Raw genomic sequence first — 12,474 nt, 5'->3', positions numbered from 1 at the left:
GCCGCGGCCACCGCGCCCGACTTGGCCGCGGCGCGGGCGGCGGCTGCGGGGTTGAAATCGAGGCCCACGAGCGGCCGGTCGAGCCCGGCAAGCCGCCGCAGCAACCCGCCCGTGCCGCAGCCGGCATCGAGCAGCGCACCCGCAGGGCCGGGCCGGCGGGCAAGCGCGTCCAGCACGCGGGCATGGAGGGCGCGGTACCACCACATGCGCTCCTCCGCCGCATCCATCAGGTCGTATTCGGCGGGTTCCACGAGGCGCTGCTTCGCACCGCAGCAAGGCGGGATGATGGCGGCCCGCCGCGTGCGGGCGGCATGGCAGGCCGGGGCGCCCTGCGCGTCATTCCGGTTGCACCCGCGGGCCAAGGCCGCGAGGATCATCCCCAGATGAACCAGAAACGACCATCCGGGACCGCCGGCGCCGCCGATGCCTGACGACGCGCCGGCCCGCATGCATGGCCTCAGCGTGCCGACAGGCGCCGAGGCGGTCCGGGGCATCCTCCTGATCCTGGTCGCCTACCTCGTCATTACCGGCGCGGATGTCGCGGTGAAGTGGGCGCTGCCCGAGGTCGGCGTCGCGGTCTCGATGATCGCGCGCGGGGTGGTCGGCGCGGCCTTCGTGCTGCTGATCACGCGCGGGCGAGGCATAGCGCCCGTTAATCGGCGCCTGCTCGCGACACGCGGGCTGCTGCACTGCGCGGTCTCGGCGACCTGGTACTGGGCCTGGCTGTCGGGGATGTCGCTGGTCGATTCCTACGCCATCGCCGCCGCCGCGCCGCTCGCCATGACGCTGCTCGCCATCCCTCTGCTGGGGGAGAGGGTGGGCTGGCGGCGCTGGACCTCCACGGCGGTGGGCTTCACCGGCGTGATGTTCATGCTGCAACCCGAAGGAGACCTCTGGCGGTTCGAGACGCCCTTCCTGCTGGTGGCCGTCATCGCCATGGCGGTCACGCGCATCTGGACGCGCGTGCTGTCCGCCACCGACGGGCCGGCCGCGGTCGCCTTCTGGCTGATGGTAGCCCACATCCCAGTGGGCATCGCGCTCCTGCCGGTTTTCCCGCCGCCGGGCGCCTTCCCGACCATGGGGGTTGTGCTCGCTCTGGTCTTCTTCGGCGCGGCGAACGCCATCGCGCACATCCTGTTTGCCCGCGCCTTCGCCCTCGCCCCGGTCTCGGCGCTCGCGCCCTATGAATACTCGCCGCTCCTGCTCGGCGGCATCCTCGGCTTTCTGATCTGGGCGGAAGTGCCGGCCTGGACCACCATCACGGGCGCCGTCATCGTCATCGCCGCGGGGCTGTACAACCTGCATCGCGAACGGGTGCGGCGGGAGGCGGAGCGCAAGCGCGACGGCGGGGGCTGATGGCGCTCCGCCACGACATCCGCCGCGGCGCTCTGCTGATGCTGGGCGCGACGGCGCTCTTCACCATCATGTCGGCGATCATCAAGGGGATCTCCGACCAGATCCATTTCGTCGAGACGATGTTCTTCCGCTCGGCCTTCGCCCTGCCGGTCATGTTCGTGATCGCCGCGCGGGGCCGGGACTGGGGGCTGCTGCGGACGAAGCGCTTCCCCGGCCACCTGGTGCGCGCCTTCACCGGGACCATGGCGCAGGGCTGCGCCTTCTACGCGCTCACCGTCCTGCCGCTGGCCGAGCAGACGGCGCTGACCTACACGACGCCGCTCTTCGTCACCCTGCTGTCCATCCCCTTCCTGGGCGAGAAGGTCGGCATCCATCGCTGGTCCGCGGTGCTGATCGGCTTCGGCGGCATCCTGGTGATCGCGCTGGGGGAAGGCGCCTTCCAGGGCGGCGGGGCGCCCGACCGGGCGATCGCCATCGGCATGGGCGTCGCGGTCGCGCAGGGCGTCTGGTCGGCCATGACCACCCTGCTGGTGCGCAGCCTGTCCGCCACCGAAAGCTCCGCCACCATCGTGCTCTGGCAGTCGCTGCTGATGACGGCCTTTACCCTGGTGGCGCTCCCCTTCTTCTGGACCACGCCGACGCTGCTCGAATTCGTCCTGCTGGTGCTGGTCGGGCTGGTCGGCGGCGTCGCGCAGGTGATGCTGACGGAGGCCTACGCCTCGGCGCAGGTCTCGGCCCTCGGGCCCTATTCCTACACCTCGATCCTCTGGTCGGTGGCGATCGGCTGGGTGGTCTTCTCGGATGCGCCGTCGTGGAGCACCCTCGCCGGCGCGGCGCTGATCGTCGCCTCGGGCCTCTATATCCTGCACCGGGAACTCAAGCGCGCGGCGCAGCGGAGGAAGCAGTGAGCATCCCCTTCCTGAAGCACGACACCCTGCCGCCGGGCGAGGTGCAGCAGGTCGCCCCCGGCATCCGCCGCATCCTCTGCGGCAATCCGGGCCCCTTCACCTTCCGCGGCACCAACACCTGGCTGGTCGGCGGCGGGTCCTCGGTCGCGCTGATCGATCCCGGCCCGGCCGATGAGGCGCATCTCGCCGCCATCCTGCGCGCGACCGCTGGCGAGCGGATCACGCACATCATCGTCTCCCACACCCATCGCGACCATTCGCCGGGGGCGGCCGCGCTGCAGGCAGCGACCGGCGCGCCCACCCATGGCTTCGGCCCGCACATGACGCCCCCCGACCAGGGCGGCGAAGGGGGCGACCACGCCTTCCGCCCCGACGTCGCGCTGCCGGACGGCGCGGCGCTGCAGGGGGCCGACTGGCGTCTGTCCGCAATCCACACGCCCGGGCATTGCGCGAACCACCTGTGCTTCGCGCTGGAGGGCACCGGCGTCCTGTTCAGCGCCGACCACGTCATGTCCTGGTCCACCACCGTCGTCAGCCCGCCGGATGGCGACATGGCGGCCTACATGGCGTCTCTCGCGCGGCTCGCCGCGCGGGACGACCGGCTGTTCCTGCCCGGGCATGGCCCGCCGCTGCCCGACCCCGCGCCCTTCGTCGCTGCCCTCGCCGCCCATCGGCGGGAGAGGGAGGCGATGGTGGCCGACGCACTGCGCCAGGCGGGGCGTGCGACGGCGCGCGAGCTGGTGCCGCCGGTTTATGGGCCCGCGCTCGACGAAAGGCTGGTGCCGGCGGCGGCGCGCAGCCTGCTCGCGCACCTGATCAAGCTGGAGCGCGAGGGGGTGGCGCGGCGGGAGGGCGAGCACTGGGAAGCGATGTGAAGGGCGGGGGAGGGGAACCTCCCCCGAGGTTCTACTTGAGCCGAACTGTGGAGCAAGCGTTCGAGGCATGAGGTTAGGGTAGCATCGCGCGGCGCGATGTCTGCCCCGCCGGCCCTGAGCATGGCGATGAGGTTGCCGGTGAGCTCGATGCCGGGCGGATCGCCGGGGCCTTCGGGCGGCGAGATGACAACGGTGTCGATCAGGGCCCGGGCTGCTTCCAGTGCCTCGACCCCATCCTCGGCTTCGAGTGCCTGGCGCAGGGCTGCGACCTTCTCGGCATAGACCTGCGCCAGGTTGGGATGCAGCCCGGGCGGAGCCGGTGCCGCCTCGGCACCAAGCGCCGCCCGCAACTCCTGCCGACGGGCCTCCAGGTCGGCGAGCTTCTTCTGGAGGCCGGGGGCCTTGAGACCGTCGGCGATGGCGTCGACCAGATTGGCGAGCTTGCGTTCGACGGACTGCAACTCCCGCTGCCGGGCTTCGGTACCGGCGGAGGCCTCGGCGGCCAGACGGTTCCACTCCTCGATGAAGGTCGCGCAAAACTCGGCAACCAGGTCGGGCCGCATGAGCTGCGTGCCCAGCGCCCGCAGCACGCGATCCTCCAGGACGGCCCGACGGACGCGTGTGGTGTTGCGGCATGGACCGCCGTTCCGGGCGGTGCGGCAGCCGAGGTAGTCCTTGCCGAACACCGAGAACCCGGTCCCGCAGGACCCGCAGATGACCTTGCCGGTCAGCAGGTGCTGCGGCCGGCGGCGCTGCCAGAATGCGTGCTGCCCGACCTTGGGCTGCGGTGCGGCTTCGGCTGCCAGCCGCACCTGCGCCGCCTGCCAAAGATCGTCGGGGACGATGCGCAGATGCGGAACGGAGGTCTCGACCAGCGCCTCCTCCGGCTTGGCCCGCCAGACCTCCGTGCCGGTCACCGGATCGACCACCGTCTGGGCCCGGTTCCACACCAGACGGCCGGTGTAGAGCGGGTTGCGCAGCAGCCCGTCGCCACGGGTCGGGCGACCGCGGAGGGTCAGGTCGAACCAGGTGGCACCGCGCGGAGCCGGAACGCGCTCGGTGTTCAGGGACCGCGCGATGGCCAAAGGGCTGCGGCCGGCGGTGTACTCCTCGAAAATGCGGCGGACCACGTGGGCCTGGTCGGGATCGACCTCGCGGAGGCCGCGCTCGGGCTCCCCATCGGCTCCGAGGCGGCGGATGATCCGATAGCCATAGGGCGGCCCGCCGATGGCGCGGCCCTGACGGATCCGTCCTTCCTGGCCGCGGAACGTTTTCGCCGACAGGTCGCGCAGATAGAGCGCACCCATGGTGCCCTTGAATCCGACGGCCATCTCGGTGACCTCACCCTCGGCGAGAGTGATGATCTGCACGCGGGCAAACCGCGCCATCTTGTGGAAAGACGCGATGTGTTCGAGGTCGCGGGAGAACCGGTCGAGGCTCTCGGCCAGGACGATGTCGACGCGGCCGGCACGCATCGTCTCGAGCAGGGCCTGGTATCCTGGGCGGAGCATGGTGGCGCCGGAGATCGCCGCGTCGGAGAAGGTGCCGACCACCTGCCACCCTTCGCGCTCGGCGCGGACGGTGCAAAGCCGCAACTGATCCTCGATCGAGGCGGCGCGCTGCAGGTCGGAGGAGAACCGGGCGTACAGGGCACAACGCATGGTCAGAGTCCCCTCGGCCGATCAACTTTTCGGCGCCGGCGCGCGGATTTTCGTATCGACGCGATCAGGTCGTGATGACTGCGGACCGCGAGTCGCGCATCACTCAAGACGTAGTGTGCCTCGGTCGTGGTGGGCTTGGCGTGGCCGAGCAGGGCCTGGGCCATGTCGATGCGTCCGGGGGCCGCCCGGGCGATGGTCGAGGCGACGTTCATGCGGAACGCATGGGCATTGATGAACCGGCCGAACTGCTGCGTCGTGTGGCGCAGCAAGGCCTTCCTCAGGCCACCCTCGGAGAGCGCGGTGCCGCCCTGCGCGACCCAAAGGTGCGCGCCCGTTGGCTGCCCGGACCAAACCGGGTTCCGTGGCGCCGTCGAGGTCAGCAGGATCGGGCGGACCGCGGCCAGGTAGCGCTCGAGATGTGGCAGCAGGATCGGCGGCCAGGAGTGATCGATTGGCTTGCGGGTCTTGGTCTCGGTCCCCGCAAAGCTCAGGGCGGCGCGCCGAGCCGACATGCGGAGATGCCCGCCGATCTCGATGCCGAGCAGGTTCTTCACGCGCAGGGGGCGGAGCGCTAGCAGGGCGATGATCAGCCCGTCCCTGTAGTCCCGCGCGGCGCCGACGCGCGCCCGTGCGTCAGAGCTCTCCGGGCGAGGATCCTCGAGCCGCGCGCTGGCCGCCTGGATCAGATCCAGACCCAACTGCAGACCGTCCTGCGCGGAGACCAGTCGGACCGCCTTGTCGCGCAAGGGCCGCGCCTGGCTGCGGAGGTGGAAGTGTACAAGCCGCAACCACGCCCAGCCTTTGTCGGGGAACAGGGCGCGGACCACCATCCACAGGACACCGATATAGCTCGCCACGGTGACCGGAGAACGGCCAGGAGCAAGAAAGTCGAGGTAGCGGCGCAGGCGTTCCTCGGTCATCCGCTCCCAGGGCTGCTCGGCCGCGAGGTCGACGCCTTCGGCCGCAAGCCAGGCCAACCAGCGGCCATAGACGCCGAGGGCGCTGCGCCGGCTGGCCGCCCGCCAGATGGCGGCGGCGCCGCCAGGATCGAGAAACCCCGACGGCCGCACCGCGACCTCCCAAGCCGACCGGTCCGCCTCAGGCCATGCGGCCAGCGGCAGCGCCTTATGGCCGGCCCGGGGAGTGGTGGACTCGCGCGTCACGACACCTCCTCCGTCAAGCTCTCGAGCAGCGCGTCGGTGCTTTTTCTGTCGGGCGTCGCGACGGCTGTTTGCGGCTTTGATCCTGGGCTGGCCGGTGCTCCCGCCCGCGGCTTACGCGGCCGGGTCGGGCGTGCGGAGCGCACGGGCGACCCGTCGCGCAGGCCCTCGATCAGGGTCCCGTAGTCGGTGACAGCAAGCGCGGCCTCGAGCCCGCTGTAATGCGCCAAGGTGGTCTGCAGGTTCTTATGCCCGAGGATCCGCTGCACCAGGCCGTGGGCGCCGCGATCCTCGCGGAGCAGCAGGTACCCACACAAGGCGCGGAAATCGTGCGGCGTCAGCTCCAGGCCACATTCCACCGCCGCCGCCTTCCGGACCTGCGTGCGCAGCGCATCCAAGGTCTTGGGCTGCCCGAAGATCGCCCCGGGGGACAGCCAGTCGCGCGGTTCCTCGGCGAGCAGCGGGCGGTACCGCGTGACGTAGGTCGAGATCAGGCGCGATGCCTCCTTCGGGAAGGTGGTCGAGAACGCCGTCCCGTTCTTTGTCGCGTCGGCCGCGAGGTTGAGCGCCCAGTCGCCAGCTGGCGTCTGCTGCAGGTGCAGTCCGATGCGCAGCTCACCCAGGTTCTTCAGGCGGATTGGTGCGTGCAGCAGGATCTCGACCAGCACGGCCGTCTGCACCAGGAGGGCCAGACGCCTGCTCGGCGCCCCGGCGCGGCGGGCCGCCGCGGCCAGGGTGGCGGGTAGGTCTATCAGTGCCTGCAGGTGCGCCGGGTTCTCGGCGGCCGCCAGGACGCGGCGCTGGGTGCGCTTCGACATGCCGGCATGCTTCGGGCGGAGTTGGATGACCATGTTGCGCAGGCTGTCGACATCGCGGTCCGGCAGCTTGGCCCAGTGGCGACCGATCTGCAGCACGAGGGAGGCCAGCTGGAAGGTGTGCAGGGTCGCCTTGTTGCCGGCCCGCTTCCAGAAAACCTCGAGCGCCTGCCCGGCCCGGGCGGGCGTCACGACTGCGGCGAGGTCAACGATTTCCTCTGGCTTGAGGCCGGTTTCGATCAAGGCGCCGAGATAGGCGCGAATCTGCCGAAGCCGGGTTGCCCGCGACATCGGGCGGAGAGGGCGGAACGGGCGGTTGACGAACGGGCTGGGGTCGGCGAGCCACGCGAGCCAGCGCTCGAGATCCTGCCGAAGGGTTTCGGGATAGGCGTCGAAATTGGACGACTGCGCGAGCCGGCGGTCCGGCACTGGCATGCGCTGCTGTGGCCAGTCGGGGTGCTGGTCGGCTGCCGCGTTCCACAGCCGCGCCACTTCGCGGGCCGCCCGCTCGGGTTCTGCCACCAGGCTGCGACGGGTCAGGTCATGGAGGTAGGCCTCGAGTACGACCGCGTCGACGGCGGCCGGCGAGATGTCGCGCTGGCTGCAGTATCTGGCGAAGCGCCAGGCGTGGAAATGACGTTCCGGACCGGGTTCCAGCAGGCCCAGGCACGCCTGCCACGCTGGCGACGGCTCCATATCGATGCGGCTGGCCACGACGACGATGCCGACATGGGTCAGGGCGCCCGTGACAAGCGACAATACGTTCCGCCAGCGGCCAGGGCGGAACCCCGCCATGGCCGGCGTGACGCCGCGCAGACGCTGGCGCAGATCCACGGGGCCGGCCCGAAGGATGTCGACCGGCTGGCCGAGGCCCTTGGCCAAAGAGCGCAGGGCCGAGGCCCAGTCCTTGCGCCGGCTCTCGGACAGGGTGGTGTCGGCCTGGATGCGCGCCATCAGTTCCGCCAGAGTTGGGAATATGCCATTCTCCACCGCGGCGGCGAAGTCGCCATTAAGTGACATAGCTGAACTCCTTTTGACTGTTTTGTCCTGCCTGGGACAAACGTGACTGCGTTGCTCGTATAACGATGAGGAAGACTGGCCCGGTGCAGTCACGATGAGCGCCAGAGCCGTGGAATGACTTGGACTTGAGAGGACATGCCGCCCTCACGACCGGCGGGTCGCCAGGTAGACGCGCAGGTCGTCCTCCGAGACCCGGACCGCGCGACCGATCCGCACGGCAGGCAGCAGTTCGGCCTTGATCAGGCGGCGGACGGTCTTGCCGCAGACGTTGAGGCGCTCGGCCGTCTGCTCGACGGTGAACAGCCTGGTTGGCGGACGCGCGGCAGCGCCCCGCCCCGGCGGGTTCCAATTGCTCATGACGAAGTCTCCGAGTTCGGGTGGCGGCCAACCGACTTCGCCCACGCCTCCCGCGCCGCCTGCCGAGCCAAGGCGCGGGTCAGGGCGCGGAGCTGGTCCTCGGCGTCGGCGCACGGAGCCTCAGGCGCAGGGCAATGCCCCTGTTCCTGATCTGACGGCGCCCGATCCTGCTGATCGGCGACTCCGGGATTTTGGCGATCGGCCATGCGGCCAAGCTGCCGTCACGACTCTCGAGAGACGCCCGAATCGCCTGTCAGGTGGAAGCCCCCGCGGCCCCCCCCACCGCACGCGGCACTGCAACGCCATTCGTTGTTGAGCGGTCGAGAGTTATGGCCTTGGCGAGAACGACGCCCGCGCCAGGTGCACACATCCGCACCGTAAGGGCTAGGCACCGCATCACCGCGGCCGAGGCAGAGCGGCTGTTGCTGGAGGATCTCGCGCCCTTGAGGCGGCGATCGCGCGCGGCATCACAGTACCGCTCACCGATGACCGCCGGCATTGTCTGCGGTTCGGCTCTGGCGCCGAGGCCGAAACGCGGCACCTTCTACGGCTGAGGAAGCGGGGGGGGGCGCGTGGTGGCGGCCGCCGAGCGTCCTTCCCACTCGATCCACTCAGCGGTCGGCACGCCTGTCCTCGCACAGAATCGATTGCGAGCACTAAGCGCGGCAGTTCCTACAATGCCGACGTGCGCTGCGCCCCGTACCTAGGGACGCGTCGTCAGCCGAATCTTCCCGTCGTTCCTTCAAGCATTGACCGGACCGCGGCCAAATGCGCGACCAGCGCGTCGAGGAAGGCGCGTACATGTGGCACCTCGCGCGCTTCTTCCCGCACGACGAGCCAGAGGTCGCCGCCGATCCCGGGAACGGGCGCGAAGCAGCGTTGCAGGGTCGGCTCGCGATCACCGATCATGCAGGGCAACGCGGCCAGCCCGAGCCCCGCCACCGCCGCCGCAGTCATGTTCGTCAGGCTGCCGCTGCGCGAGACGACCTCGACGTCCGGTGCCGCCTGTTCCAGCCAGCGCACGCCCGCGATCTCCGACACGTTGCCCTCGCCGCCGATCACCGCGTGGCCAGCGATCTCCACCTGGCTGGCTGGGGCGCCGTGCCGCGTCGCGTAGTCGCGCGCGCAATAGATCGTCCAAGGAAGGTGGCAGATCCGACGCACCGCGACGCCCCCGGCTTCCGGTTGGCGCCCGGCCCGCAGCGCCACATCCGCCTCCCCCCGCGCGAGCTCGAGCGCGCGGTCGGTGATCGTTACCTCGACGCGAATCCGCGGAAAGGTCTCCCGGAAGCGGGCGAGGAAGGGCGTCAGAACAGCATTGGCGATGGATTCATTGGTTGTTGCGCGCAGCCGCCCGGAGAGCATGCGCCGCTCTGCCTCGAGCGCGCCCTCCAGCGTTCGCACCTCCTGCTCCACCCGCTCAGCCAAGGCGAGCAGCCGAGCCCCCGCTTCGGTGAGCCGATAGCCCGCCTGGCGGCGCTCGAAGAGCTGCGTGCCTATCGAGCCTTCCAGCGCGGCGACGCGCCGCGCGCAGGTGGTCTGGTTCACCCCAAGCGAGCGCGCGGCGCCGAGGGTGCTCCCGGCCCGGGCCACAGCGAGGAAATGCCGAAGGTCATCCCAATCCCGCATGCGCGATATTCTGCATTTCCGCCGAATGGGGTTGCAACCTCTCGGATTGAGGACGCGCCCTCGGGTCCTGTCATCTGCGCCAAGGAAAACACCTCGAGGAGGACGCCTTCCATGAAGCTCCACTATTTCGACGGCTCGACGACCTGCCGTCCGATCGTGATGTTCGCCGCTGAAGCAGGGCTGCCGCTCGAGCTCGTGCCGGTGGACCTCTTCACCGGCGAGCACCTCGCCTCCGATTACACCGCGAAGAACCCGAACCAGCTCGTCCCGCTGCTCGAGGAGCCGGACGGCTTCCTGCTGGCGGAGTGCTCGGCGATCCTGAAATACCTCGCCGACCGCGCCGGGCACCCGGCCTGGCCGGCCGAGCCGCGCGCGCGCGCGCAGGTGAATGCCCGGATGGACTGGTTTAACACCGGCTTCTATCGCTGCTTCGGCTATGGCGTCGTCTATCCGCAGCTTTTCCCTGACTACGGCTTCGCGGACCCGGTGATGCAGCGCGAGGCGCTGACGCGGGCGACGCGCAAGTCCGAACGGCTGTTCGGCATCCTGGACGCGCACATGCTGGCGGGGCCAGGACCCTTCCTGGGCGGTATGGAGCCAGATCTGTCCGACTACCTCGGCGTGGCCTACGCGACGACCGGCGAGCTGGTGCGCTGGGACATGGGGCACTGGCCCCGGGTCGAGGCCTGGATCGCCGCGATGCGTTCGCGCCCGGCCTGGGCAGGCGCGAATGCCGGCTTCGAGGCCTGGCGCGACCAGCTCCGCGCCGACGCCGCGTGATGGCCGCCATGGGCGCGATCACCGGCTTCCATCACCTTGCCTTCCGCTGCCGCGACACTGTCACTACGCGGCGCTTTTACGAGGACCTGCTTGGCTTGCCGCTGGTCAAGGCGATCGCGATCGACGGCACGCGCGCACTGCACACCTTCTTCCGCCTCGGCGACGGCAGCTTCCTCGCCTTCTTCGAGGCGCCGAACCAATCCTTCGAGTTCCGCGCGCAGCACGATTTCGACTTGCACGTCGCGCTCGATGTTGAGCCAGGCGCATTGGACCCGCTGGTCGAACGCGCGCGTGCGGCAGGCGTGGAGGTGCGTGGGCCAGTGGACCACGGCATCATTCACTCGGCCTATCTGCGGGATCCCGACGGCTATGTCGTAGAGCTCGCCGAACGCAGTCCCGGCCACGACGCCGCGCTCGATCCGGCAAGCAATGGAGCCCGCGAGACGCTCGCGGCATGGCAGCGGGGGAAGTTGGGCGATGGTGCTGAGTACGATTAGCTTTCCCAGGGCTTCGCTGGCGGCGGATGCTCGCGAGCGGGCGCTTCGCCACCGTCGCGGAGCTCGCCAGGCCCGAGAAGATCAACTCGTCCCCGGTCTCGCCTGTGCTGCAGCTGACGCTTCCGGCGCGGATGTCGTGGACGCTATTCTGGATCGGCAGCGGCCGGAAGGTTTGCCGCTGCCGGCACTGATGAAGACGTTCGCGGTGGCGTGGGAAGAGCAGCTTCGCGATCGGCACCACGGTCCTCGACCTCGGCCTGCTGACCGCGGCGGGCTACGGGCTCTCGCGCGGGCTCGAGCAGCCGCAGCGCAGCGTGCTCGGCCTCGGTACGCGGAACGTTGGCGCCGCCGTGGCGCCGCTCCTGGCCGCGGCCGAGCTGGACCCGCGTGCGACGGTGATGGTCGTGCTCGGCGTGCCGCTGCAGATCCTGGTCAGCCTCGTGGCCGCCGCCTGGTTTGCGCGCGACGCGAAGCGAGCCTCCGCCTGAAGGACGCACCGCATGCCGGTTTGGCTCATTCCGATGATCTACACGCTGGTCAGCCTGGTGGCCGCCACCGTGCTGCCGCGCGTCGAGCATGCCCTCGCCCCTTCCATAGAGATCGGGATCTCCGCCAGCGCAGCGCTCGCCGTGCTGACCTCGATCGCGTCGGGGATGATGGCGCTGACGGGCATCGTCTTCTCGATCGCTTTCGTCATGCTCCAGTTCAGCGCGGTGACCTATTCGCCCCGCTTCGCCAACCGCTTCGCGCGCGACCCCGTCCTGTTCCATGCACTCGGCATCTTCTTCGCGACCTTCACCTACTCGCTCGCCGCGGCGGCCTGGGCCGACCGCGGCGGATCGGGCCGGGTCCTCGCCATCTCCTCTCTCGTCGCCGTTGGCCTGTTGTTCGTCAGCCTCCTGGCCTTCGGGCTGCTGATGCGCCGGCTGGGCGACCTGCAGATCACGAACACGCTGCGCTACATCGGCGACCAGGGGCGCACAGTCATCCGGCAGACCTTCGCGACGCTCGCGCCACATGCTGCCCGGCGCGGCGGCGCCAGAGCCGAGGACGCCGCGCCGGGACCCATGACACAGATGCTCCGCCACGCCGGGCCGCCGCGCTACGTGCAGCGCTACGACATCCCGGCGCTGATCGGCCTCGCGCAGGGCGCGGGCGCGCGCATCAAGGTGGAATGCGCGGTGGGCGACATGATGATGGATGGCAGCGTGATGCTGCGCGTGCTCGGCGGCAACGGGCCGATCCCCGAGGCCGCGCTGCGGCGGGCGGTCAAGCTCGGCGCTGATCGCACCTTCGAACAGGATCCGAAATATCCGATCCGGCTGCTGGTCGACATCGCGATCAAGGCGCTGTCACCCGCCATCAACGATCCGACGACCGCGGTGCAGGCGCTCGACCAGATCGAGGACCTGCTGC

12 protein-coding genes and 1 pseudogene are annotated in these 12,474 nt (G+C 70.1%); 7 read left to right on the top strand and 6 right to left on the bottom strand.

The genetic code is table 11. The features are described from left to right. Positions 1 to 251 (bottom strand): methyltransferase domain-containing protein (locus tag HW577_RS11895; RefSeq protein WP_332837646.1); only part of this gene is annotated, 251 nt, incomplete at its 3' end. A gap of 172 nt (positions 252 to 423) precedes the next feature. Between HW577_RS11895 and HW577_RS11890 the strand changes: the two genes are divergently transcribed. Genes HW577_RS11890 through HW577_RS26505 form a run of 3 tightly spaced genes read left to right on the top strand, consistent with a single transcriptional unit; the run spans position 424 to position 3,139 of the window. Then, positions 424 to 1,356, top strand: a complete 933-nt coding sequence (locus HW577_RS11890) for a DMT family transporter (protein ID WP_232474871.1) — start codon at positions 424 to 426, stop codon at positions 1,354 to 1,356. Beyond that, positions 1,356 to 2,264: a DMT family transporter gene (locus HW577_RS11885; protein ID WP_198376349.1), complete on the top strand. Its 909-nt coding sequence runs from the start codon at positions 1,356 to 1,358 to the stop codon at positions 2,262 to 2,264. Before HW577_RS11890 ends, HW577_RS11885 begins: the two co-directional genes overlap by 1 nt. Beyond that, positions 2,261 to 3,139, top strand: coding sequence for an MBL fold metallo-hydrolase (locus HW577_RS26505; RefSeq protein WP_332837644.1), 879 nt, complete (start codon positions 2,261 to 2,263; stop codon positions 3,137 to 3,139). Before HW577_RS11885 ends, HW577_RS26505 begins: the two co-directional genes overlap by 4 nt. A gap of 587 nt (positions 3,140 to 3,726) precedes the next feature. On the opposite strand, the pseudogene HW577_RS26500 reads toward HW577_RS26505, so the two are convergent. From HW577_RS26500 to HW577_RS11860, 5 genes and pseudogenes are all read right to left on the bottom strand, one after another. Beyond that, a pseudogene (locus HW577_RS26500) lies at positions 3,727 to 4,800 on the bottom strand (recombinase family protein); the annotation flags it as partial. Positions 4,801 to 4,802: 2 nt separating this feature from the next. Further along, positions 4,803 to 5,963 (bottom strand): site-specific integrase, encoded by a 1,161-nt coding sequence (locus tag HW577_RS11875; protein ID WP_198376347.1) that lies wholly within the window; start codon positions 5,961 to 5,963, stop codon positions 4,803 to 4,805. Next, positions 5,960 to 7,795 carry a site-specific integrase gene (locus HW577_RS11870; RefSeq protein WP_198376346.1) on the bottom strand — a complete coding sequence of 612 codons (1,836 nt, stop codon included), beginning with the start codon at positions 7,793 to 7,795 and terminating at the stop codon, positions 5,960 to 5,962. Before HW577_RS11870 ends, HW577_RS11875 begins: the two co-directional genes overlap by 4 nt. Before the next feature lie 144 nt (positions 7,796 to 7,939). Next, a complete protein-coding gene (locus tag HW577_RS11865; protein ID WP_198376345.1) occupies positions 7,940 to 8,152 on the bottom strand; it encodes a helix-turn-helix domain-containing protein in 213 nt (70 codons plus the stop codon). A gap of 717 nt (positions 8,153 to 8,869) precedes the next feature. Beyond that, the gene (locus tag HW577_RS11860; protein WP_198376344.1) at positions 8,870 to 9,781 is read right to left on the bottom strand and encodes a LysR family transcriptional regulator; all 912 of its coding nucleotides are present in this window, start codon (positions 9,779 to 9,781) and stop codon (positions 8,870 to 8,872) included. A gap of 111 nt (positions 9,782 to 9,892) precedes the next feature. Between HW577_RS11860 and HW577_RS11855 the strand changes: the two genes are divergently transcribed. The 4 genes from HW577_RS11855 to HW577_RS11840 form a co-directional block, all read left to right on the top strand. Continuing rightward, a complete protein-coding gene (locus tag HW577_RS11855; RefSeq protein ID WP_198376343.1) occupies positions 9,893 to 10,561 on the top strand; it encodes a glutathione S-transferase family protein in 669 nt (222 codons plus the stop codon). A gap of 8 nt (positions 10,562 to 10,569) precedes the next feature. Then, entirely contained in the window at positions 10,570 to 11,058 is a 489-nt protein-coding gene (locus tag HW577_RS11850) for a VOC family protein (RefSeq protein WP_198376342.1), read from the top strand. A gap of 350 nt (positions 11,059 to 11,408) precedes the next feature. After that, positions 11,409 to 11,546 (top strand): hypothetical protein, encoded by a 138-nt coding sequence (locus HW577_RS11845; protein WP_198376341.1) that lies wholly within the window; start codon positions 11,409 to 11,411, stop codon positions 11,544 to 11,546. A gap of 12 nt (positions 11,547 to 11,558) precedes the next feature. Next, a partial coding sequence (locus HW577_RS11840) for a DUF2254 family protein (protein ID WP_198376340.1) occupies positions 11,559 to 12,474 on the top strand: 916 nt, incomplete at its 3' end.

The sequence above is a fragment of the Neoroseomonas rubea genome (genome assembly GCF_016106015.1).
GTDB lineage: Bacteria > Pseudomonadota > Alphaproteobacteria > Acetobacterales > Acetobacteraceae > Neoroseomonas > Neoroseomonas rubea.
The sequence above is the reverse complement of the archived record's forward strand: the minus strand, read 5'-3'. Positions and strand labels throughout refer to the sequence as shown.

Coding starts and splice junctions, on each gene's coding strand:
- HW577_RS11890 (WP_232474871.1), top strand. CDS start 424: ATGCCTGACGACGCGCCGGCCCGCATGCATGGCCTCAGCGTGCCGACA.
- HW577_RS11885 (WP_198376349.1), top strand. CDS start 1,356: ATGGCGCTCCGCCACGACATCCGCCGCGGCGCTCTGCTGATGCTGGGC.
- HW577_RS11870 (WP_198376346.1), bottom strand. CDS start 7,795: ATGTCACTTAATGGCGACTTCGCCGCCGCGGTGGAGAATGGCATATTC.
- HW577_RS11865 (WP_198376345.1), bottom strand. CDS start 8,152: ATGAGCAATTGGAACCCGCCGGGGCGGGGCGCTGCCGCGCGTCCGCCA.
- HW577_RS11860 (WP_198376344.1), bottom strand. CDS start 9,781: ATGCGGGATTGGGATGACCTTCGGCATTTCCTCGCTGTGGCCCGGGCC.
- HW577_RS11855 (WP_198376343.1), top strand. CDS start 9,893: ATGAAGCTCCACTATTTCGACGGCTCGACGACCTGCCGTCCGATCGTG.
- HW577_RS11850 (WP_198376342.1), top strand. CDS start 10,570: ATGGGCGCGATCACCGGCTTCCATCACCTTGCCTTCCGCTGCCGCGAC.